Here is a 21907-nt window from a genome sequence, read left to right on the forward strand (position 1 = left end):
CGTCGATATTGGCAGCTTAGCATTGATGAAAAAGGTCGTGTCCTCAACTCTGTGCAAGCATTTGTGGGCGGAGATATCCGATCACATCGTCGTCGGAGAGCTGAGGAAAATGGCGGTAAAAACCGCCGACGCCCCGAAAGAAATGCGTCGCCTCCAGGCAGATGATTTCATCTGCTTCGTTTTCAAGAGCGGAGATTGCTGAGGCGGGCGCCACAGGAACGGCAATAATGGTGTGGCCAACGTCGCTCTCTTTAATAGCCGACAGGACAGCCTTCATTGTCGAGCCGGTCGCCAGGCCATCGTCAACCAAGATAACCGTTTTGCCCTTTATGTCCCTGCGAGGCAGAACATCCTTAAATACAGCCTTTCGCTTGGCGATCGTGCGCAACTCATCTTCAACCGCAGATTGGAAGACCTCCTCCGTCACGCTGACGCGTTGGATGACCGCCTCGTTCCTGAAGATATGGGGGCGGGCACCATCCACAACAGCGCCCATCGCAATCTCCGGCGCACTGGGGAGGCCGATTTTCCGCACGAAAACAATGTCCATAGGCGCATGCAAGGCCTTGGCAATTTCAAATGCAATTGGAACACCGCCTCGAGGTAGCCCAAGAACGACGACATCGTGATTGCGATGGTGACGGAGCGCCTTTGCAAGCTTCTGCCCTGCTTCCATTCGATCTTCAAACATGATCCGATCTCCGAGGGACGAGATGCAAACTTCCAACCGAACGCAGAAGTGTCCATTTATATGGATTTTCACTAATATAAAGCACCTCTGTTTGACGGCAACCAACATCGAATGCCTGTCCAATCGGCTGTGCAGTCATCGCCGGCGCATGACGACCGCAGGACTGCGTAGAAAGGGTCAAAGTTCTAACTTGTTGAGCATACGCCGGTTTCAACCCGGTCGTGACGGCTACTCCTATCAACGAGTCAGTCGCCGTCTCCTCAGATGTCAGCGGCCACCGAAACAAAGTCGGCCTCTTTTATAGCAAGGTGACGCAAGATTTCGTCGGCGAGTTTTTCTGCGGGAAGGGCCGCCTCCAGCCTGATCCAGTCGACCGCGCCGCTACCTTTCCACAGTTGATGAGCCAGGACGTCCACCGTCGCGTCTGAACACCCACCCGTTCGCGCCTCGACACGCTGCCAAAGCAAGGCCGGATCGGCCTCAAGCCAGAAACCGGAGACGAGGCGCCTTCGTTCACCTGCGGCCTCTTCAATCATCCGCCGATTGCCGGGTTTATCGAAAACGGCATCGACTACAGTGCAGCCGCCCTCCGCCAGGATGAAGCGTGCGCGCAGGCCAAGCTCCTGGTAGACTTTGGCCGAAACCTCGGCACGATAGGCTGCCGGCGGCAACCGCGTCTCCGGCGAAACGCCGTGCATGGATTTGCGCACGCGATCGCTCTCGACGATACGCGCACCGGGGGCGAGGCCAAGGCGCGGTGCCAATGCCTCGGCAAGCGTTGTTTTACCCGATCCACTAAGGCCACCAATTGCAACGAGCTGCGCCTTAGCGGGCTGCAGCAATGTGTATGCAAGCCGGAAATATGAACGAGCCTCGGCTGCAAGGGTCGGCGCATGAGCGTCCGCTTCCTCTGCCTGGGTAGCGATCACATGCGCCCGAACCGCAGCGCGCAAAGCAACGAAAAACGGCAGCGCGGAGAAACCATCGTCCTCACCGGTCTCATCGAGATAGCGGTTCATGACAAGGTTCGCAAATTGCGGATATCCGCGATGCCAAAGGTCCATCAGCAGAAAAGCGAGATCGTAGAGAATGTCGACGGTGGCAATCTGGTCGTTGAATTCAATGCAGTCGAATAGGCAAGGCTTGCCATCGAGCAGGAAAATATTGCGCAAATGAAGGTCGCCGTGGCAGCGCCTGATCTTGCCGGCCGCCTCGCGCTTGTCCAACAACTCCGAAAGGGCCGCAAGTCGACGCTTGAAAGCCGCAGTCAACTGTTCGACCTCTTCGTCAGAGAAAACATGGCTTGTCGCGAAGCCCGCCTCGTTGACCTTCAGCACCGCCTCTACGTTAGCCGCGCCACCGCCCGCGCGAATGACCGGTGCGCGTCGGTGGAAATCGACGATGGCTTGTGCGAGCGCCGTCATCAACGACGTCGTCAACCCACACGCACCCGCGATACGGTCGAATAAGGCGGATTGATCGAAACGCCGCATCTCGACCAACGCATCGACGAACGGCCCACCGGCGTCAAAGGCCATGCTGCCGTCATTCGTACGCGAAATACCGCGAACGCCGAGATAGATGCCCGGAGCCGTCGGGCTATTCAACTGCACCTCTTTCTGGCAGGCCGCCAGCCTTCGTTCGGCCGTGGAAAAATCGGCATACGGCAGTCTTACGGCCCGTTTCATCTTATAGGCGCGGTCTCCCGCAAGAAATATGCGGGAGATATGCGTCTCGATCGTTTCGACCGGGCCTGTTCGGGAAAGCACGTGCTCGATGAAGGCGATAGTTTCGGATTGGTCTTCGGTGATCATATGCCAACCTCTCGCGTGGCGGCTCCAACGGGATGCGCCATCGTTTCACAGATGGCACGTACCGCATTGACGCGCATCAATGACGTGGCAGGTCTCGTGTTCCACGAAAACATCAGTATTAGAATATCATGGAAAGCGGTGCGATGGACCTCTCCTCGCGACGACAGCCTGTCGGGGCATTGATGCTGATCGTTCGAAGAGCCGGCGAAGCCATCGGCTCCCCTGAAAAAAGCGGCACCTTTCTAAGTGCCAGCAGGACGGCTCGCCCGTGACTTCCGCCGATCTTGCCAGCCAATATCTTGCGGGCCGGATGTCAGGCCTTATCTTCAGAAGTTCCGGTGATCGCAATTGCGTTGCACCCTGAACGGATCCGCACTGCGCGGCCCGAAGTGCGTCGAGACCGTAGGCATCGCTCGACATGACAGCACGTTAAGTTCAGATGAGGATTAAGGCATGAGATGGTCAATCAAGATCGGCACGATCGCTGGAACCGCGATCCGGGTGCATATGACTTTTGTCGTCCTGCTCGTCTGGATATGGCTGGCCCACTATCAAATCAGTGGAGCGCGAGCGGCTTGGGAAGGACTGGCCTTTGTCGTTGCGGTATTTGGCTGCGTATTACTGCACGAGTTTGGTCATATCGCCGTTGCGCGTCGCTTCGGCATCAAGACGCCCCAGATAATGTTGCTGCCGATCGGAGGCGTGGCGACCCTCGAGCGACTTCCCAAGGAACCACGGCAAGAGATGTTGATCGCCATCGCCGGCCCGCTGGTGAACCTTGCCATAACCGCACTGATCGTTGCGGCGCTCGGAGGAACAGGAAGTCTGGACCAGGCTTTCGAGCCTCAGGATCCCCGCATCGGCTTTCTCGTTAGATTGGCCGGCGTCAACATCTTTCTTATGTTGTTTAATCTGATCCCGGCGTTTCCGATGGATGGCGGCCGAGTTCTGCGTGCCGTTCTGTGCTTCTGGCTGCCCTGGGTTCGGGCCACACAGATTGCCGCAGCGATCGGACAGGGCATCGCCTTCGCGCTCGGTCTCTTCGGCTTGCTTTACAATCCCTGGCTCATCGTGATTGCGATCTTTGTCTATCTTGCCGCGACCAGCGAGGAACGGGAAGCGCAGATCGAGGATGTCGCTGCTCATGTCTGCGTGTCCGATGTGATGATTACCGAATTCGAGACCCTGTCACGCTCTGCCTCCATCGAAGAGGCTGTCGACAGGATGCTTGCGACGACACAAGGCGATTTTCCTATCGTGGGATCTGATGGGCGCCTGATGGGCCTGCTGACCCGCAACAGCATCATCACGGCGCTGAAGGAGCAAGGGCCTGGGACGCCCGTCACTCAGGCCATGCGGAGCAACATACCGGAAATCGATTATCGCTCTCCGTTGAAGGAAGGCTTACGGCGCATGCGGGAGGAAGATGCCCCTGTGGTGGCGGTGGTCGATGACGCCGGTTCGCTGTCCGGCCTCATCAACTACGAGACAATTGGTGAGATCTTGATGGTGCGATCCGCGACATCCGGTGATTTCAAGCTTGGTCATCGGCGCCATGACCGGCGGAACTATCGCTTCTGAGTACCTCCGGCCACTGCGCTAAAAAATGCGTTGACCGCGGATTGTGGCATCGCGCTCATGATATATCGAAGCAGGTGGAGCATCACCTTGGCGGCTTCCTGCCAAACCGTTGTGCAAGAGCATTCGACGGACGCGGCAATATCGATCCGCCACGACTATGTTCGAGCGTGAACTTGAACGCTGTTTTCGGACGTTTTTTTCGCTTGCAGCTTGCCTGCTGGTCCAGATCTACTTTCTCTTCGGCCGCCTCCAGGAGTTCCATGGCATAGCAGGTGGCCGCGTCGAAATCACTCACACTGAGCTTTGCGTCGTTGCATTTGTCTTTGATAGCGCGCCTGATCTTTGCAAGCACGCGCCGTCATTCCGCAGCGATCGGCGATCCTCCCTCCGTCGGCGACTACGGCGTGGCTGGAAAAGCGCAAACAGGATTCCGACAGTCTTGCCTCGATCGTGGCCCGGTGTCGGGAGAAGCGCGCCTTGGCAGCATCGTCCTTCGATGTTTCGAGCATCTACCCCGAGCGTGGCATGGCTGCCGCCGCGTTTGCGCAGCGGACTCTCTATTGCGATCTCATGTTGTCCGGAGCCAGCGCTCTCGACGATCCCGTGTTGAGATAAAAACCTTATGGATGCCGTCCTGTTCGAGGCTGGCCGTCCTGTCTTCCTCACGCCTGACAGGCCGCTTTCGAGCCTGCATCCCGCACACCAGTTAAGCGGCAGGCACTAGCGATTGATCGGCCTTATAGCGTGCCCATGCGATCCCATCGTCAAGCGATGTCGCCTTGTAAGCCAGATCCGTACCGCCCGAAAATGCGGCCATGAACCGACGTATCTTGCCGTAGTTATTATCCAGCACCGCATGGGGCCGTCCGAGCAGCAGGGAGCAGATGTGAACATGCAGCCTGTCGGTGACGATCGTGCGGCCGCGAGAGATCTGGCGGATGCCGCGACGCAGTCGATTATGGGCGGCCGCGTCGAGTTTGCACAGCCGTATTTCGGCGGGTTTGAGAGCCAGAAGAGCCGTCGCCGCGCCAAGCGCCTTGGAGAGGCGCACGCTTCTCGCGGATTCGGTGGTCCAGTCCTCTTTCGGAATATCGGGATAGGCGGAAAGGTCGGCATTTCCGACCTTTTCGAGGTCGGATCGCAGCATGGCCAAAACCGGAATTTCCGATACCTCCGGCTCGATAGGACCAATGCAGAAGGCCATATCGGGGCAAAGCCGCACTTCGCAATCGAAATGCTTCAGGGCGAATTCCTTCGACTCCTCGTCGCGCACCAGCAAAACGAAATTCTTGTGGCGTCCGATGACGCGAGCGCTCTCTTCCACGCGCGACCGGGACTTGTAGTGGATGGATTGTGGGAACTGAATTATCTGACGGTCGGGAAAGCATTCCAGCACCCGTTCGCGGAAATCCTGATGCGCATCCCAGATGTCACCGAAATTGCCACCGCCATGAATGAAGATCGGGCCGGACGGCATGATGCGGTTAAGCTGCTCAGGCGAGAAATCATCGATCCTCGACACGTAGGTCGGCCGCTTGCCGTACCGTTTCTTCAGATAGGCCATCTCGCCCAACCAAATGGCCGAGTCGCCGCAGTTGCGGATGTCCGGAAAGTCGAGGATTGCCAAAGGCTCATCATGGCTGATGTAGTCTTTGAGGCAATCGTGGACCATGCTTTCCAATTTCGTGATCAAGGTTCGATTTGATTGCAATGTCATTTCCCCATTCCCCGTTTAGATGACAAGGCAGTCCAGCCGTGATCGGCCGCACCTTCTTCAGGCGAGATGTAGTCTCGGCAGCACTTTCCCGAGTATGGTTTGGACCTCGGTTTCCGGGCCGGCCGGCCGCTTCATCAACATCCACAGCAGGAAGGTTGTGCCGCAGTAGATGAGGCCGCCAAGCAGGATCAGTATTGCGAGATGCGTCACGAGCACGACCTTGTCGTCCGTAAACGCCAAATGGCTCGAAGCGAGCGAGACGCCGGCTGCCATGACTGCAACACTGACGAGCGCCCGAAGGTTGACGGACAACTGCTTCGACACGGAAATCCCCGTGAAGCGCCGTACGAGCATCATGTTGACGAGAGTGCTGAACAAGCCGGTGAACACGCGGCCGAGGATGACCCCTGGAAGGCCATAGAGCATCAGACCGGCGACCATGATCGGCACCCGCAGGCAGAACATCTGGGCATCGCGGACGAACAGCACCCGCGTTTCGCCCTTCGCCATGCCGAGTGGTTGCACCAGCGAGCCAAGCGTCTGCAGCGCAAAGACAGAGGCAAGCGACTGGATGATGAAGATGACCGGCGCCCACTTGTCACCCAGCGCAAGCCTGACCAGCGGATCGGCGGTTACAGCAACGCCGATGCCGGCTGGAAGCGCAACGGCGGCGACCAGCGCCTGCACGCGCTGATAGGCAGCGGCGAGCCTGCCGGGGTCGTTATGAATGCCGGCAAAAGCCGGATAGATCGTCTGTGTCAGCGGTGCGGTCGCTTCCCGCGTCGGCATCATGGCGAGATTGCTTCCCACCGAATAATAGCCGAGCTGGATTCCGCCGAGCATCTTGCCGACCAGCAGATAATCGAAGCGCCAGTTGAGTGTGCTGACGATCTGGCCGGCGGTGAGCCAGGCGGAAAAGGAGAAGAACTCCCGCATGTGCTGAAAGGTAATCCTGGGCCGGAAGGGCAGCACCAGATAGGAGACTATGACATTCGTCGCCTGGCTTATGAGGGTGCCGATGACCAGCGCCCAATAGCTTTGATAGATCACCGCTATCGCGACCGAGGCAGTAAAGCCGGCGAACTTCTGCGAAACGGCAAGCACGAATTCTTGCCAGAAGATCAGATCGCGCTGGAGCATGATGCGACGCGGATTGGTAAGACCGCCCATCAGCATGCTGACACCCAGCGCGAGCATTACGCCCGTCAATCTCGGCTCGTTGAACAGGACGGCGGTCGGATAAGCAAAGATCGCAAACAGAATGCAGATCGCCAGCCCGCGCGCGGCATTGAGGGTCCAGGCAGCACTGAAATGGGATTCGTCCGGGGCCGTATGACGGATTAGCGCTTCGGAAAGCGAGAGCTCTGTCACCGTCGTAACGATCAAGAGTATCGTCATGCCGAGAGCGACCACGCCGAAATCAGAGGGCGCCAAATACCGTGCCAATACGAACGTGCTGAGGGTCGCAAGCCCGTTCACGATCGTCCGAGACAGGCTTAACCACATGCTTCCCTTGACGAGCCGTCCGCTGATGCTAGTCATACGATATTGACGTCCCCATTGCACTGTGACGCGGCTATACCGCACAGATATCCCTTCCGTATCAATCCCTTACGGCTTGGTACGGCTGTACGAGTTGCACGGTTGCAGTCGATGAGGCGAACCCCTGCGTCTCAGCGGGAACTAGTTCGAAGGATCAGTATGTCAACATTCCAAAATCATTTTCGCGTCAGTTTCAGTTCATTCTCGCATCATTTTAGGATCCTCTTGTCCATGGCTTAAGCGTGCCGCATCGGTGGAGTCTGGCTTCCGGAAGTTCATCGCTCCCCGAGAGCGCGCGGCAGACTTCTTCGGCCATCAATCGAGCTGCATTAGCAACTGCAGGAGAAATCGGTTCGCCTCGGCGGGCGTCACGGCCGATGTTAATGAGACCCCTGAGTTCCGCGGCATTCTCGATGAAGCCGTCCAGTCTGTCTCGTATCTCAACCGGCAAGCGGCCTGCGTTGTCTAATTTGATCTCACCGTATTTGTCGAGGACACCGTGTAATCGTAGCAGATGCTCGAGGTATGACGACAGGACGGCTATCGCTTGACGCTCATTCATGACGCCTCCGGTTTTTCGCTCGAGCGGCCGAGGTTTGCTCCTCTAGTTTGGTGCGAACAATCGCAGGGCGGGCGGAGGCGGACCTAAACTTCCATTCCTTCGGCCATGCAGAAATTCCAGAAGCATTTGAATTATGATCGGAGTAACCGGCTTTGAAACAACGCCGACAATGCCGGAAATGCCACTTTGCACGGCTTCCGGGTTGCCGGTGACCATAACGACGGCAATGCCGAATTCATCGGAAAGATATCGGCCGATACGAGGACCGGTTTCGCCGTCGCTGAGATTTACATCCACCAAGGCAAAATCGGAGTGCGGCGCCAGCCGTCTCGCACTGTCGAAATCATGGGCAATCCCCGATGTCGGATACCCCAGTTCGTGAATAGTCTCCTGAAGGTCGATGGCGATCAGAGGGTTATCCTCGACAATGAGTATTCGATGCTTCATTCAACGTCTCCGCCATGAAATCGCCCAACTTTACGAAATGGCACGATTTCGCCGCAATGCAATATAATTTCAATTTCTTTTGAAATTTTCGAATTTTATTTTATCATTTCCGGGATTTTCTCTCGAATAAATCACTGAACTATCCCGTCGTTCATTCCATGTTCAGAATCGCTAATTTCTTCGACTTTCATGAAGTATCATGCAATGATATAAATAGATAGCCCGAATTAGCTCGGACCTAAGCGAACCGTCACTTATCGCACTGGGCTGCGCTCGTAACGAGCCGAACATGGAGAAACCGAAACGTCCGGAAACGTGATGCCTCGGCAACCAGAACCGGCAGGCCGGCTTGTACGAGAAAAAGGATGGCCCATGAAAATTGCAATCAGCGGAGCCGGCATTGCCGGATCGACATTGGCCTATTGGCTCCGCCGTTACGGTCACGAGCCGGTGCTGATCGAGCGGGCACCAAGGCTCCGATCAGGCGGATATATCATCGACTTCTGGGGCCATGGCTATGACGTGGCAACGATGATGGGCATTGTCCCTCGTCTGCAAGAATGCGGTTATTGCGTCAAAGAAGTACGTTTTGTCGGCCGCGACGGTCGGCGGCGGGGCGGTTTTACCACGGACGCAATACGGCGGGTGTTGGGAAAGCGTTTCGTCAGCTTAAGGAGAAGCGACCTTGCGGCCACAATTTATACGGCGATCGACGGCAAGGTTGAAACGATCTTCGGCGATAGCATCGCCACCATCGATGAAGACGCTTCCGGTATTCGTGTTGGCTTTGATCGCGGCCCTGACCGCAACTTTGACGTTATGGTCGGCGCTGATGGGTTGCATTCGCATGTCCGTGAACTTCGGTTTGGACAAGAGGAGCAATTCGAGCTCTATCTGGGCTACAAGGCCGCGGCATTTGAGATTTCCGGGTATCGGCCGCGCGATGAATTGATTTATATCAGCTACGCGGAGCCGGGCCGGCAAGTCTCACGGTTTTCCATGCGGAACGATACGACACTCTTTCTGTTCATATATCGCGATCACGAATCTGGTGAGGTACCGATCACCGATGCGGGAAGAAAGGCGGCTCTGCATGATGCGTTCCGCAATGCCGGCTGGGAGTGTCGGCAAATATTGGAGGCGATGGACGCGGCAGAGGAGATCTACTTCGATCGCGTCAGTCAAATTCGAATGCGCAATTGGATAAAGGGGCGGACCGCCTTGCTCGGCGACGCCGCAGCTTGTGTATCGCTGCTAGCCGGCGAAGGATCGGGACTGGCCATGACTGAAGCCTATGTGCTTGCCGGCGAGCTTGCGCGCGCAAGCAATAATCCTGTGGCAGGTCTTGCTCGTTATCAGCTGGCCATGATGCCTTTCCTGGAGAACAAACAGAAGACAGCAGCCCGGTTTGCTTCATATTTCGTTCCAAAGACCGGTTTTGGGATTGCGTTTCGCAATGGGCTGACTTCACTGATCGATCTGCCGCCGATGGCCAATTTGCTGCTGGGGCGCCAAATGCGCGATGATTTCAGGCTCCCGCACTATGCCTTCGAGTAAGGGTTCTGGGCCTTCGAGTAAGGGGTCCGGCGAAATTACTCGGCTTGCGGCCGAATAAGCTCACCTGGCTTATCCCATTCGCTCGGAGGCATAGGAGCCGGGACTTGCCGGGAATACGACGGTGCGGTTGCCATTGATGAAGGTGCGATGATGAATATGGGCGTGAATTGCTCGCGCCAGCACCTGGGCTTCAACGTCTCGTCCGAGAGAAACATAGTCTTCAGAGGACTGCGCATGGGTGATGCGCACCGTATCCTGCTCGATGATCGGACCTTCGTCGAGATCGGCGGTGACGTAGTGAGCCGTGGCGCCGATCAGCTTCACGCCGCGCTCATAGGCTTGCTTGTAAGGGTTGGCGCCCTTGAAGCTCGGCAGGAACGAGTGATGGATGTTGATGATGCGGCCTGACATCTTCTGGCAAAGCGCATCCGAAAGAATCTGCATGTAGCGGGCAAGAACGACCAGTTCGGCGCCTGATTGCTCGACGACTTCCATCAAACGCGTCTCGGCCTGGGGTTTGTTGGCTCTGGTCACGGCGATGTGGTGAAAAGGAATGTCGTGGTTCACGACCAGCTTTTGATAGTTATGATGGTTGGACACGACCCCGACGATGTCGATCGGTAGCGCTCCAATGCGCCAACGGTAGAGAAGGTCGTTCAGGCAATGCCCAAAGCGGGAAACCATGAGGATAACCTTCATCCGACGCGATGCGTCGACCAATTCGAAGCTCATCTCAAATTTCTTGGCGACTTTCTCGAAACCCTCCTGGATTTCTGCCTGGGTTACGCCGTCTTCCGAGACGAAGGTCACTCTCATGAAGAACCTGGAGTTCTCAAGATCGTCAAACTGCGAGGAGTCGATGATGTTGCAGCCTTTATCGGCAAGATAACCCGATATCGAAGCGACGATGCCGCGGGTCGACTTGCATGAAACCGTCAGAATGTATTGAGACATGAGACTATCCGAATAAAGAAGAAGGACCCGTGCCGGTGGCACGGGCCAGATAGCCGCGGATGCGGCGGGGAGAACTCAAATGTCCAGAGTGGTGCTCCGCTCCCACTCGGTAAAATGCGAGCAATAGGTGTTCCATTCGCCGTGCTTCAGCTTGAGGTAAGCGGAGGAGAATTCCATACCAAGCGAAGCTCGCAATTCTTCGTCCTTTTCGTATTCACGCAGCGCGTCGAGAAGATTGAGGGGCAGCTTTGGAGCATCGGTCACGGTATGGCCGTCACGATACATATCGATATCATAGTGGCAGCCGGGATCGGCTTTCGATCGAATGCCTGAAAGGCCGGCAGCGATAATGATCGCTTGCAGGAGATACGGATTTACCGCGCCATCCGGCAAGCGGAGTTCGAAGCGACCCGGGCCAGGCACGCGCACCATATGCGTGCGGTTGTTGCCGGTCCAGGTGACGGTATTCGGCGCCCAAGTCGCGCCCGAGATCGTCCTCGGCGCGTTGATCCGCTTATAAGAATTGACCGTTGGGTTGGTAACGGCGGCCAGCGCCGAAGCATGCTTCATGATGCCGCCGAGGAAGGTTTTACCCTGAGCTGAGAGACCAAAGGGCATTTCCCTATCCGCGAAGGCGTTTACCTTGCCCTCGATGTCCCAAACCGAGATGTGGGCATGGCACCCATTTCCAGTCAGGCCCTTGAAAGGTTTCGGCATGAACGTGGCGCGAAGGCCGTGCTTTTCGGCGATCGACTTGACCATGAACTTGAAGAAGGAGTGCTTGTCCGCAGTCCTCAGAGCATCGTCATATTCCCAGTTCATCTCGAACTGGCCGTTCGCGTCCTCGTGGTCGTTCTGATAAGGCTTCCAGCCGAGTTCGAGCATGTAGTCGCAGATCTCGGCAATGACGTCATAGCGACGCATAACGGCCTGCTGATCGTAGCAGGGCTTCTCGGCGGTATCGAACTGGTCTGAAATCACGGAGCCATCCGCGGAGATCAGAAAGAACTCCGGCTCCACGCCGGTTTTTACCCGAAGCCCTTCTTTCGCTGCTTCAGCGACCAGTCTCTTCAGCACCACACGCGGAGCCTGTTCAACAGGCTGATCTTCCATAACGCAGTCGGCTGCAACCCATGCAACGTCCTTCTTCCACGGTAGCTGGATGACGGAGGAAGCATCGGGAACCGCGAACAGATCGGGATGGGCAGGCGTCAAATCGAGCCAGGTGGCGAAGCCGGCAAAGCCGGCACCATCTTTTTGCATATCGGCGATGGCTTCCGCCGGAACCAGCTTGGCGCGTTGGCCGCCAAACAGGTCGGTGTAGCTGATCATGAAATATTTGATGCCTCTTTCGGAGGCGTATTGCGAGAGGTCCAGTGTCACGTTTGTCCCCTTATGTTGATCTTAGACACTTGCTGGTGAGGCCGGCCGCATCCTCCCAAACGCACCCGGCCGGGCGTTTTTTAGAAACCGGTCTTGCCGGGGATCCAATTGGTGCCGGCGAGCGGCACCTGCGCCATGGCCGATGCCTCGATCGTCAGTGCTACCAGGTCTTCCGGCTCCAGGTTGTGCAGGTGGTTCTTGCCGCAGGCGCGCGCGATCGTCTGAGCTTCGAGCGTCATGACCTTGAGGTAGTTGGCAAGGCGGCGCCCGGCCGCAACCGGATCAAGCCGCTTCGCGAGTTCCGGGTCCTGGGTCGTGATGCCGGCCGGATCCTTGCCCTCATGCCAATCATCATAGGCGCCGGCAGTTGTGCCGAGCTTCTGATATTCCTCTTCCCAGCGTGGATCGTTATCGCCGATCGCGACGAGTGCCGCCGTGCCGATCGCGACCGCGTCGGCGCCCAGCGCCAGCGCCTTGGCAACGTCAGCGCCCGAGCGGATGCCGCCCGAAACGATGAGCTGCACCTTCCGATGCATGCCCAAGTCCTGCAGCGCCTGAACAGCCGGGCGAATGCAGGCGAGTGTCGGCATCCCGACATTCTCGATGAAGACGTCCTGCGTCGCCGCCGTGCCGCCCTGCATGCCGTCGAGCACGACGACATCGGCGCCGGCCTTCACGGCCAGAGCGGTGTCGTAATAGGGACGCGCGCCGCCGACCTTGACATAGATCGGCTTCTCCCAGTCGGTGATTTCGCGCAGCTCCATGATCTTGATTTCGAGATCATCGGGACCGGTCCAGTCCGGATGGCGGCAGGCCGAGCGCTGATCGATGCCCTTCGGCAGGTTGCGCATATTGGCGACGCGGTCGGAGATCTTCTGGCCGAGCAGCATGCCGCCGCCGCCGGGCTTGGCACCTTGGCCAACCACCACTTCGATAGCGTCGGCGCGGCGCAAGTCCTTCGGATTCATGCCGTAGCGAGAGGGAAGGTATTGATAGACCAGCGTCTGCGAATGGCCACGTTCCTCATCCGTCATGCCGCCGTCGCCTGTCGTGGTCGACGTGCCAGCGATCGTCGCACCGCGACCGAGTGCTTCCTTTGCATTGCCGGAAAGCGCACCGAAGCTCATGCCGGCAATGGTGATCGGTGTCTTGAGCGTGATCGGCTTCTTGGCGAAACGCGAGCCGAGCACCACGGTCGTATCGCACTTCTCCCGATAGCCTTCGAGCGGATAGCGCGAGATCGAGGCGCCGAGGAAGAGCAGGTCGTCGAAATGCGGAACCTTGCGCTTGGTGCCAGCGCCGCGGATGTCGTAGATGCCTGTCGCAGCGGCGCGGCGGATTTCGGCGAGCGTATAATCGTCGAAGGTCGCAGACTTGCGTGGCGGGGTATAAGGGTTGTGATAACTCATGGGTGTCCCTCGCCTCAGTACGCTTCGGCGTTATCGATGTTGAAATTGTAGAGCTTGCGGGCAGAGCCGTAGCGCTTGAACTCTTCGGGCCTGACGCCAGTGACCCCTGCCCTGTCGAGCAATTCGGCAAGCTTCTCCAGGTGCTCCCGTCGCATCTCTTTTTCAATGCAATCGGAACCAAGGCTCTTGACCTCACCGCGGACAAAAAGCTTGGCTTCGTAGAGCGAATCCCCCAGCGCATCGCCGGCATCGCCCAGCACGACGAGATGGCCGGACTGGCCCATAAAGGCCGACATGTGGCCGATGCTGCCATGAACGACGATGTCGATGCCCTTCATCGAAATGCCGCAGCGCGATGCAGCATTGCCCTTGATAACGAGCAGGCCACCGCGGCCGGTGGCGCCGGCATACTGGCTGGCGTCGCCCTCTATGACTACGGTGCCGGACATCATGTTTTCAGCTACACCCGGACCGGCCGAACCATGAACCGTAACCCTGCCGCCGTCATTCATGCCGGCGCAGTAATAGCCGACCGATCCTCGGACAGCGACCGTAACGGGGCTATCGATACCAACGGCAACGGCATGGCTGCCGCGTGGGTTGATGACTTCGAATTCTGTGTCGTTGGCACCTTTGGAAAGGGCATGCAGCGCGCTGTTCAGTTCGCGAAGAGGGGTGTTGGAAAGATCGAATGTGGGCATTGAATCCTCATTGTTCCGGGAGACGGTCTGAGCCGGCTCCTACTTTTCAGGCGTCCCTCAGGCGGCCTTGTCGTGATCCCAGAAGTAAACTGTTGCCGGCTCCGGTTCCCAGACACGGGCATTCTCGATGCCGGGAAGGTTGACCAGTGCGCGGTATTCCGAGCCGAAGGCGACATACTGGTCCGTCTCGGCCATGACAGCAGGCTTGCAGGCGATCGGGTCGCGCACGACGCCGAAGCCGGACTTGGTGCCGACGACGAAGGTGAAGAAGCCGTCGAGATCGTCGAGCGCGCCCGTCAGCGCCTGGCCGAGATCCTTGCCCTTGGCCATTTCGGCCGTCAGATAGGCGGCTGCGACCTCGGAATCGTTCTGCGTTTCGAAGGTCATGCCTTCGCGAACTAGTTCGCGGCGCAGGTTATTGTGGTTGGACAGCGAGCCGTTGTGCACGAGGCACTGGTCGGCGCCGGTCGAGAACGGATGAGCGCCGAGCGTGGTGACTGCGGATTCGGTTGCCATGCGGGTATGGCCGATGCCATGGGTTCCGCTCATCGAGCGGACGTCGAACCGCGCCACGACGTCTTTTGGAAGACCGATTTCCTTGTAAATCTCGACGCTTTCGCCCGATCCCATGAGACGGACTGCCGGGCGGATCTCTTCGAGCGCTTTGCGCACATTTCCGAGCTTGGATGCTTCCAGTTCGATGATCGCGTGCGTGCTCTTGATCGACACCTCGGCTTTGATGCCGGCCTTCTCAAGGTCACTGGCAAGGCCATCGAAGTCCACGCCCGGATTGGCGGACTGGATCGTAATTTTCGCCCGGCCCTCAGAAGAGCCCCCATAGATTGCGATACCAGCCGAGTCCGGCCCGCGATCCGTCATGGTGATCAGCATATCCGAGAGCAGATTTCCAAGCTGATGCTCAAGGCTCTTGTCCTTGAGGAACAGTCCAACAATGCCGCACATAGCGCGTCCCTCCGTTCAGTTGATGGAGAAACAGCTACCATGCAGATGATCCGATATCAACTAAGAAGAACCAAAAGTTCGTCAGAAGAAACATTCTGGTCAGAGAGTGGGCAGCATGAATAAAAAATACGCCGGAAAACGGGGCAAATGCACATTTAGTCGACACTTCAGGGATGCGTTCGGGGAAAATTCGGCGTGCAAAAGCAGCGGCCCTTGGCACCACAAGGATGCCAAGGGCCGCGATATCGGTGCAACTCGACGGGCTGGAAGCCGGTCAGGCTTCGCTGCCAGCTTTGTTTGGATACGAAATGATCGAAAGATAACGGCATGGAAGCTGGACGAGCTGTTCCGGCCCATGGGGAGCATCAGCGTCGAAGAAAAGACTATCCCCCGGCTCCATATCATAGAGCTGATCGCCATGACGATAAACAACCCGACCTTCGAGCATATGAAGGAACTCCATGCCATCGTGCTGGAATGTCGGGAAGACATCCGACGCCGTCGTCAGCGTGATGAGATAGGGCTCGACCGAAACGCCGGTTGTGTTGTTATCGATATGTCCAAGCAGGCTATACTGGTGGCCGGCACGCGTGCCTCTTCGCTCGATATTCAGCCCCTGCCCCGACTTCACGAACGTCGCCTTATGTGGCTCCTCGTATCCACGGAAAAAGGTCGTGATCGGCACTCCGAGCGCCTTGGATAGAGATTGCAAAGTGCCGAGCGAGGGGGAGATGTTTCCCCGCTCGATCTTCGAGAGCATCCCCGACGAAACACCCGTTGCGCTCGCCAGATCCGCGATGGTGATGTTCAGCTTCTTCCGGCACTCTTTGACAGCGTGGCCGATAGCCAGCTCAAGATTGTTTTCACGTGGTTCACGGACAGCATGGGGATTTTGATCAAGCCAGTGTTTTACGGCCATCGCTTCCGCGAGTTTTTCTGCAGTCATTTATGGGTCGCTTTCCGCGTCATTGGATTCTTCAATCTTACTCTAAAGCATATTCTGCGCTTCGTGCAGTCTTCGCGGTGTTTCGTGCATCCTTGGGACGCAAGCCAAAGAATGCCGTGAAGGCATTCGAGAACTGTGCGGCGTTGGAAAATCCCGTCGCAAAGGCAACTTGTGAGACCGACAAGGCACTCTGCTCCACCAGTCGCCGGGCATGCTTCAGGCGTATCGCGCGGTAGGCATTGGAAAAGGTCGTGTCCTGATGCTCGAGAAACAGTCGGTTCAGGTGACGGGTACTCAGGCCTGCCCACTTCGCCATCGCATCTCGACTAAGAGGGTTTTCTATGGAGGTCTCCATCTTCTCCAGAACGGAAAGCAGGACGCGATGATGGGTCCCAAATCGTTCGGCCGACGAACCTCTCTGCGGATCGACCGAATCTCCGACCGCGGTGTGAAGGTACCAATCGCTAACTCGTCGAGCGAAATCGGCTCCCATGCGATCGGTGATGAGGGCGTGCATCATATCCAATGCTGCCACACCGCCGCCGCACGTAATCCGTGCTCCGTCGATAACGAATCTCGTCTGCCGTGGCGTGAGGTTAGGAAAGGTCTCGCGCAACAATGCAGCATATTCCCAGTGGATCGTAAATTCATGATGATCAAGAAGGCCAGCGGCCGCGAGCATATAGGCCCCGCCTGAAATCGCGCCAATCTTCACGCCCTGTCGAGCGAGCTTCCGCAGATGAGGATAAAGGCTATCTGCTCCGGCCCAGTCCGCCGGACCACCGCCCGCGCAAACGAAGATCGTATGAAAGGTGTCTCCCGTTTCGGCCAAGTCCTGACATTTCAGGTCAAACCCCGCAGAACAGCTTATAGGAGCTGCATTCACCGAAAGAGGAACAACCTCATACAAAGGGCTGCCCGCGAGGAGATTGACGGCTCGCAACGGTTCAGTCGCCGAGGCGTAGCTCATGAGAGCGAAATTGCGGACCGGTACGAACCCAATCCTTTGTGTCACGTTCTTGTCGGTCATGTCCCAAAACACATAAAATGCGTCCTTCTGCAGCAATAATTGCGATGGAAGGCATGTTAGGTCAATCGATATCAACGTGAGATCGGGACATGAAATATTCGGCTCTATCCATTTTCCTGAAGGGCTTGCGAGGCAACCGGACCTGGGGTGCCGCGTGGCGCGAGCCGCAGCCCAAGCCGCATTATGATGTCATCATCGTAGGCGGCGGCGGTCACGGTCTTGCTACCGCATACTATCTCGCCAAGGAATTCGGCATCACCAACGTTGCCGTTCTTGAAAAGAGCTATATCGGCTCCGGCAACGTCGGGCGCAACACGACCATCATCCGCTCGAACTACCTGCTGGAAGGCAACAACCCCTTTTACGAACTTTCGATGAAGCTCTGGGAAGGGCTCGAACAGGATTTCAATTTCAACGCCATGGTGTCGCAGCGCGGTGTGGTGAACCTCTATCACTCGGATGCGCAGCGCGATGCCTATACGCGGCGCGGCAATGCCATGCGACTACATGGCGTCGATGCGGAACTTCTCGACCGCACCGCCATCAGGGCGATGCTGCCCTTCCTCGATTTCGACAATGCCCGCTTCCCAATCCAGGGCGGGCTTCTGCAGCGTCGCGGCGGCACAGTGCGCCACGACGGTGTTGCCTGGGGCTATGCACGCGGCGCCGACAGCCGGGGTGTCGACATCATCATGAACTGTGAAGTGACGGGGATCCGCCAGGAGAACGGCCGCGTTGTCGGCGTCGAGACGACCAAAGGCTTCATTGGCTGCGGCAAGCTGGCGCTGGCGGCGGCCGGCAACTCGTCCCGCGTCGCAGAAATGGCCGGCATGAAGCTGCCGATCGAAAGCCATGTGCTGCAGGCTTTCGTCTCCGAGGGCCTCAAGCCCTTCATCGATTGCGTCTGCACCTTCGGCGCCGGACATTTCTACGTATCCCAGTCCGACAAGGGCGGCCTCGTCTTCGGCGGCGATATCGACGGCTACAATTCCTACGCCCAGCGCGGCAATCTCGCGACCGTCGAGCATGTCGCAGAAGCCGGCAAGGCGATGATACCGGCGCTGTCGCGCGTCCGCTTGCTACGATCCTGGGGCGGCATCATGGACATGTCGATGGACGGTTCGCCGATCATCGACAAGACATCGATCAGCAACCTCTATCTCAATGCCGGCTGGTGCTATGGCGGCTTCAAGGCCACGCCCGCTTCCGGCTTCTGCTTCGCCCATCTGCTGGCCAAGGACACGCCGCATCCCACCACGCGGCAGATGCGCCTCGACCGTTTCGAGCGCGGCTATCTGATCGACGAAAAGGGCCAAGGCGCCCAACCCAATCTGCACTGATCCGCTGTAGCAAGGACACCGAAATGGCCAGCCTCGTCCCCTGCCCGCATTGCGGCAAAAGACCCAAGGAAGAATTCACCGTCAAGGGTGCCGCACTAAGCCGCCCCTCGCCCGAAGCGGACGGGGAAACCTGGTTCGACTATGTCTATCTGCGCGACAATCCGCGCGGCGCCTATCAGGAATACTGGCACCACACCTCCGGCTGCCGTCGCTGGCTGGTGGTGACCCGTGACACGGCAACCCATGAGGTTTTCGAAAGCCGCGATGCCGCCGAGCGCCGCGAGGTGACAGCATGACCCCTCATCGTCTCTCTGCTGGCGGGCTCATCGAGCGCAGCAAACCCCTCCTCTTTTCCTTTGATGGCCAGCGCATGCAGGGCTTTGAAGGCGACAGCCTCGCTTCCGCGCTGCTGGCGAACGGCCGCCTTCTGGTCGGCCGCAGCTTCAAATACCATCGCCCGCGTGGCATCCTGACGGCCGGTGCTGCCGAGCCCAACGCGCTGATGACGATCGGCCAGGGCGGGCGCACCGAGCCCAACACGCGCGCAACCATGCAGGAGCTTTACGAGGGGCTGGAAGCGAAAAGCCAGAACCGCTGGCCATCGCTCGATTTCGACATCGGATCGCTGAACAGCCTCTTGTCGCCTTTCCTCGGCGCCGGCTTCTACTACAAGACCTTCATGTGGCCAGCGGCTCTTTGGGAAAAGCTCTACGAACCCTTCATCCGCCGCGCCGCCGGTCTCGGTCGGGCGACCTACGAAGCCGATCCGGATGGCTATGAGAAGAGCTGGGCGCATTGCGACCTGTTGGTCGTGGGCGCCGGTGCTGCCGGCCTTGCCGCGGCGCTCTCAGCCGGGCGTGCCGGCGCGCGGGTGATCATAGCCGACGAGCATTCGCAGTCAGGTGGCGGCCTGTTGTCGGAAACTGCCGCGATCGGCGGAGCGAAGGCACAGGCCTTCGTGAAGGAAGTACTGGCCGAACTCGACGCCCTTCCGAATGTCACCGTTATGCCGCGCACGACGGTCTTTGGCTGGTATGACGGCAATGTCTTCGGCGCCGTCGAGCGCGTTCAGAAGCATGTCGCCACCCCGTCCGCCAAACTTCCCGTGGAGCGTCTTTGGCGCATCGTCGCCAAGCAGGCGCTGCTCGCCACCGGCGCCGAAGAACGTCCGCTCGTCTTCGGCGGCAACGATATTCCGGGGGTGATGATGGCGGGCGCCATGCGCAGCTATCTCAACCGCTACGGCGTTGCGCCTGGCCGGCAGGTGGCGATCTTCACCACCAACGACAGCGGCTATGCACTGGCGCAGGATCTCGAAGCCGCCGGCATCGTACCAGTGGCGATCATCGACAGTCGCACGGCTGCACCTTCCGCCTACAAGGGCCGGGCACGGATCATTTCGGGGGCGGTCGTCCGCGATGCCACCGGCGGCAAGGCGCTGTCCGGCATCACCATCGAAGGCAGCAACGGCAGTGAAACGCTGAAGGTCGATGCGCTCGCCATGTCCGGCGGCTTCAGCCCGGTTATTCACCTCGCCTGCCATCGCGGCGGCAAGCCGCAATGGTCTGACGAGCTTTCGGCTTTCCTGGCCCCATCGGGCCTGAAGGGATTGGCTCTGGCGGGTGCCGCTGCCGGCATCGACGGTTTGGCAGCCTGTTTAGAAGACGGCGCCGCAAAGGGCGCGGCCATCGCGGAGGAACTCGGCTTCACCGCCACAAGGCCCGATTTCGGCGCCGTCTCCGGCGAGATCTTAACGGCGCCGGCCAAGCCGCTCTGGACCATACCGGGCGCGCGCGGCAAGGCCTTTGTCGATTACCAAAATGATGTCCACCATAAGGATCTCCATCTTGCCGTGCAGGAAGGCTATGGCCATGTGGAGCTTGCCAAACGCTACACGACCAACGGCATGGCGACCGATCAGGGCAAACTCTCCAATATCAATGCCATAGCCCTGCTCGCGAAAGCCCGCGGCATTTCTCCTGCCGAGGTCGGCACGACGACCTTCCGGCCATTCTACACACCGGTTTCCTTCGGTGCGCTGACCGGCCCCTCGCATGGCAGCCATTTCCAGCCGGTGCGCAAATCGCCGCTGCACGACTGGGCGAAGAAGAACGGCGCGACCTTTGTCGAAACCGGCCTCTGGTATCGTTCCGCCTGGTTCCCGCGGGCAGGCGAAACCGGCTGGCGCGAAAGCGTCGACCGGGAAGTCAGAAACGTCCGCCTCAACGCCGGTCTTTGCGATGTCTCGATGCTCGGCAAGATCGAGATCACCGGCGCGGATGCCGCCGAATTTCTCAACCGGGTCTATTGCAATGCCTTCCTCAAGCTGCCGGTCGGCAAGGCCCGCTACGGTCTGATGCTGCGCGAAGACGGTATGATCTATGACGACGGCACGACGAGTCGCCTCGATGAGAACCGCTATTTCATGACCACGACGACGGCTTATGCCGCAGGCGTCATAAATCATCTGGAATTTTGCGCGCAAGCGCTCTGGCCGGAACTCGACGTCCGCCTTGCCTCAGTGACGGATCAGTGGACACAGATGGCGATTGCCGGGCCTAAGTCGCGAGCGATCCTCAAACATATAGTCGATGCCGATATTTCGAACGAAGCCTTTCCCTTCTTGGCCGCGTCGGAGGTTTCGCTCTTCGGTGGCCAAGTGCATGGCCGCCTGTTCCGCATCTCCTTCTCCGGCGAACTGGCCTATGAACTGGCCGTGCCGGCCGGCTATGGAGAGGCCATCGCCGATGCGATCATGGAGGCCGGCGCCAACCACGGCATTCAGCCCTATGGTGTCGAGGCTCTGTCAGTGTTGCGTATCGAGAAGGGCCATGTCACCCACAACGAGATCAACGGTACAGTCGTGCCGGGCGATCTCGGTTTCGCAAAAATGGTCTCGGCCACGAAACCGGATTTTATCGGCAAACGGATGCTGGAACGCGAGGGGTTGAACGACCCACAACGCCATCAGCTTGTCGGGGTGATGCCGCTCGATACGGCAACGAGCTTCCGCACCGGCTCGCATATTCTCGAGAAAGATGCGGCGCCGACGCTGGAGAACGACCAGGGCTATGTGAGCTCAAGCTGCTATTCGCCGCATCTTGGCTCGACCATCGGCCTCGCCCTCGTGCGCCGCGGTTTAGAACGCCACGGAGAAGAAGTGCTGGTGTGGAACGGTCTGCGTAGCGAATTCACGCCCGCCCGACTGTGCAGCCCAGTCTTCTACGATCCCGCTAACGAAAAGTTACACGCCTAAACCGGGAGGTATCC

Annotated in this window: 20 protein-coding genes; 6 read left to right on the forward strand and 14 right to left on the reverse strand. The window is 58.4% G+C overall.

Features of this window, described 5'->3' with window-relative positions; genetic code table 11:
* Window positions 1-43: 43 nt before the first annotated feature.
* Complete coding sequence (locus QA646_RS25860; RefSeq protein WP_283059585.1) at window positions 44-691, reverse strand: phosphoribosyltransferase family protein; 648 nt, start codon at window positions 689-691, stop codon at window positions 44-46.
* 260 nt (window positions 692-951) lie between these two features.
* On the reverse strand, window positions 952-2505 hold the full coding sequence (locus tag QA646_RS25865) for a bifunctional aminoglycoside phosphotransferase/ATP-binding protein (RefSeq protein ID WP_283059586.1): 1554 nt from the start codon (window positions 2503-2505) through the stop codon (window positions 952-954).
* 453 nt (window positions 2506-2958) lie between these two features.
* Here QA646_RS25865 and QA646_RS25870 point away from each other — a divergent pair, with 453 nt between their 5' ends.
* Window positions 2959-4086, forward strand: a complete 1128-nt coding sequence (locus QA646_RS25870) for a site-2 protease family protein (RefSeq protein WP_283059587.1) — start codon at window positions 2959-2961, stop codon at window positions 4084-4086.
* An 82-nt stretch (window positions 4087-4168) separates the two neighbouring features.
* On the opposite strand, the gene QA646_RS25875 is transcribed toward QA646_RS25870, so the two are convergent.
* Window positions 4169-4438 (reverse strand): hypothetical protein, encoded by a 270-nt coding sequence (locus tag QA646_RS25875; protein ID WP_283059588.1) that lies wholly within the window; start codon window positions 4436-4438, stop codon window positions 4169-4171.
* Between the two features lie 125 nt (window positions 4439-4563).
* On the opposite strand from QA646_RS25875, the gene QA646_RS25880 reads away from it, so the two are divergent.
* On the forward strand, window positions 4564-4701 hold the full coding sequence (locus tag QA646_RS25880) for a hypothetical protein (protein WP_283059589.1): 138 nt from the start codon (window positions 4564-4566) through the stop codon (window positions 4699-4701).
* A 91-nt stretch (window positions 4702-4792) separates the two neighbouring features.
* Here the strand turns inward: QA646_RS25880 and QA646_RS25885 are convergent, their stop codons facing one another.
* The 4 genes from QA646_RS25885 to QA646_RS25900 form a co-directional block, all read right to left on the reverse strand.
* Complete coding sequence (locus tag QA646_RS25885) at window positions 4793-5803, reverse strand: polysaccharide pyruvyl transferase family protein (protein WP_283059590.1); 1011 nt, start codon at window positions 5801-5803, stop codon at window positions 4793-4795.
* 57 nt (window positions 5804-5860) lie between these two features.
* Window positions 5861-7345, reverse strand: a complete 1485-nt coding sequence (locus QA646_RS25890) for a lipopolysaccharide biosynthesis protein (protein WP_283059591.1) — start codon at window positions 7343-7345, stop codon at window positions 5861-5863.
* A 214-nt stretch (window positions 7346-7559) separates the two neighbouring features.
* A complete protein-coding gene (locus QA646_RS25895) occupies window positions 7560-7907 on the reverse strand; it encodes a hypothetical protein (RefSeq protein WP_283059592.1) in 348 nt (115 codons plus the stop codon).
* Between the two features lie 42 nt (window positions 7908-7949).
* Window positions 7950-8354, reverse strand: coding sequence for a response regulator (locus QA646_RS25900; RefSeq protein ID WP_283059593.1), 405 nt, complete (start codon window positions 8352-8354; stop codon window positions 7950-7952).
* Between the two features lie 372 nt (window positions 8355-8726).
* Between QA646_RS25900 and QA646_RS25905 the strand changes: the two genes are divergently transcribed.
* Window positions 8727-9911 carry an FAD-binding domain gene (locus tag QA646_RS25905; RefSeq protein WP_283059594.1) on the forward strand — a complete coding sequence of 395 codons (1185 nt, stop codon included), beginning with the start codon at window positions 8727-8729 and terminating at the stop codon, window positions 9909-9911.
* Between the two features lie 69 nt (window positions 9912-9980).
* On the opposite strand, the gene purU is transcribed toward QA646_RS25905, so the two are convergent.
* The 7 genes from purU to QA646_RS25940 form a co-directional block, all read right to left on the reverse strand.
* The gene (gene purU, locus QA646_RS25910) at window positions 9981-10865 is read right to left on the reverse strand and encodes a formyltetrahydrofolate deformylase (RefSeq protein ID WP_283059595.1); all 885 of its coding nucleotides are present in this window, start codon (window positions 10863-10865) and stop codon (window positions 9981-9983) included.
* Window positions 10866-10940: 75 nt separating this feature from the next.
* Entirely contained in the window at window positions 10941-12248 is a 1308-nt protein-coding gene (gene glnT / locus QA646_RS25915; RefSeq protein ID WP_283059596.1) for a type III glutamate--ammonia ligase, read from the reverse strand.
* Window positions 12249-12328: 80 nt separating this feature from the next.
* Window positions 12329-13657 carry an FMN-binding glutamate synthase family protein gene (locus tag QA646_RS25920; RefSeq protein ID WP_183939070.1) on the reverse strand — a complete coding sequence of 443 codons (1329 nt, stop codon included), beginning with the start codon at window positions 13655-13657 and terminating at the stop codon, window positions 12329-12331.
* 14 nt (window positions 13658-13671) lie between these two features.
* Entirely contained in the window at window positions 13672-14358 is a 687-nt protein-coding gene (locus QA646_RS25925) for a GXGXG domain-containing protein (protein WP_283059597.1), read from the reverse strand.
* Between the two features lie 57 nt (window positions 14359-14415).
* Window positions 14416-15321 (reverse strand): glutamine amidotransferase family protein, encoded by a 906-nt coding sequence (locus QA646_RS25930; RefSeq protein ID WP_283059598.1) that lies wholly within the window; start codon window positions 15319-15321, stop codon window positions 14416-14418.
* 274 nt (window positions 15322-15595) lie between these two features.
* Window positions 15596-16267, reverse strand: a complete 672-nt coding sequence (locus tag QA646_RS25935; protein ID WP_181316011.1) for an XRE family transcriptional regulator — start codon at window positions 16265-16267, stop codon at window positions 15596-15598.
* A gap of 37 nt (window positions 16268-16304) precedes the next feature.
* On the reverse strand, window positions 16305-17297 hold the full coding sequence (locus QA646_RS25940; protein ID WP_283059599.1) for a GlxA family transcriptional regulator: 993 nt from the start codon (window positions 17295-17297) through the stop codon (window positions 16305-16307).
* Window positions 17298-17386: 89 nt separating this feature from the next.
* On the opposite strand from QA646_RS25940, the gene QA646_RS25945 reads away from it, so the two are divergent.
* From QA646_RS25945 to QA646_RS25955, 3 genes are read left to right on the forward strand one after another with little or no spacing between them, the layout of a single operon-like run.
* Window positions 17387-18637: a sarcosine oxidase subunit beta family protein gene (locus QA646_RS25945; protein WP_283059600.1), complete on the forward strand. Its 1251-nt coding sequence runs from the start codon at window positions 17387-17389 to the stop codon at window positions 18635-18637.
* Between the two features lie 23 nt (window positions 18638-18660).
* Window positions 18661-18933: a sarcosine oxidase subunit delta gene (locus QA646_RS25950; protein WP_283059601.1), complete on the forward strand. Its 273-nt coding sequence runs from the start codon at window positions 18661-18663 to the stop codon at window positions 18931-18933.
* Window positions 18930-21893 carry a sarcosine oxidase subunit alpha family protein gene (locus QA646_RS25955; RefSeq protein ID WP_283059602.1) on the forward strand — a complete coding sequence of 988 codons (2964 nt, stop codon included), beginning with the start codon at window positions 18930-18932 and terminating at the stop codon, window positions 21891-21893. Before QA646_RS25950 ends, QA646_RS25955 begins: the two co-directional genes overlap by 4 nt.
* Window positions 21894-21907: the final 14 nt, after the last annotated feature.

It is taken from the genome of Rhizobium sp. CB3090 (assembly GCF_029714285.1).
Lineage (GTDB): Bacteria > Pseudomonadota > Alphaproteobacteria > Rhizobiales > Rhizobiaceae > Rhizobium.

What these genes read in the sequence shown, in the direction of transcription:
- QA646_RS25870 (WP_283059587.1), top strand. Translation starts at nt 2,959, where the DNA reads ATGAGATGGTCAATCAAGATCGGCACGATCGCTGGAACCGCGATCCGG.
- QA646_RS25935 (WP_181316011.1), bottom strand. Translation starts at nt 16,267, where the DNA reads ATGACTGCAGAAAAACTCGCGGAAGCGATGGCCGTAAAACACTGGCTT.
- QA646_RS25925 (WP_283059597.1), bottom strand. Translation starts at nt 14,358, where the DNA reads ATGCCCACATTCGATCTTTCCAACACCCCTCTTCGCGAACTGAACAGC.
- QA646_RS25900 (WP_283059593.1), bottom strand. Translation starts at nt 8,354, where the DNA reads ATGAAGCATCGAATACTCATTGTCGAGGATAACCCTCTGATCGCCATC.
- QA646_RS25885 (WP_283059590.1), bottom strand. Translation starts at nt 5,803, where the DNA reads ATGACATTGCAATCAAATCGAACCTTGATCACGAAATTGGAAAGCATG.
- QA646_RS25860 (WP_283059585.1), bottom strand. Translation starts at nt 691, where the DNA reads ATGTTTGAAGATCGAATGGAAGCAGGGCAGAAGCTTGCAAAGGCGCTC.
- QA646_RS25955 (WP_283059602.1), top strand. Translation starts at nt 18,930, where the DNA reads ATGACCCCTCATCGTCTCTCTGCTGGCGGGCTCATCGAGCGCAGCAAA.
- QA646_RS25920 (WP_183939070.1), bottom strand. Translation starts at nt 13,657, where the DNA reads ATGAGTTATCACAACCCTTATACCCCGCCACGCAAGTCTGCGACCTTC.
- QA646_RS25940 (WP_283059599.1), bottom strand. Translation starts at nt 17,297, where the DNA reads ATGACCGACAAGAACGTGACACAAAGGATTGGGTTCGTACCGGTCCGC.
- QA646_RS25865 (WP_283059586.1), bottom strand. Translation starts at nt 2,505, where the DNA reads ATGATCACCGAAGACCAATCCGAAACTATCGCCTTCATCGAGCACGTG.
- QA646_RS25895 (WP_283059592.1), bottom strand. Translation starts at nt 7,907, where the DNA reads ATGAATGAGCGTCAAGCGATAGCCGTCCTGTCGTCATACCTCGAGCAT.
- purU (WP_283059595.1), bottom strand. Translation starts at nt 10,865, where the DNA reads ATGTCTCAATACATTCTGACGGTTTCATGCAAGTCGACCCGCGGCATC.
- QA646_RS25890 (WP_283059591.1), bottom strand. Translation starts at nt 7,345, where the DNA reads ATGACTAGCATCAGCGGACGGCTCGTCAAGGGAAGCATGTGGTTAAGC.
- QA646_RS25905 (WP_283059594.1), top strand. Translation starts at nt 8,727, where the DNA reads ATGAAAATTGCAATCAGCGGAGCCGGCATTGCCGGATCGACATTGGCC.
- QA646_RS25945 (WP_283059600.1), top strand. Translation starts at nt 17,387, where the DNA reads ATGAAATATTCGGCTCTATCCATTTTCCTGAAGGGCTTGCGAGGCAAC.
- QA646_RS25930 (WP_283059598.1), bottom strand. Translation starts at nt 15,321, where the DNA reads ATGTGCGGCATTGTTGGACTGTTCCTCAAGGACAAGAGCCTTGAGCAT.
- QA646_RS25950 (WP_283059601.1), top strand. Translation starts at nt 18,661, where the DNA reads ATGGCCAGCCTCGTCCCCTGCCCGCATTGCGGCAAAAGACCCAAGGAA.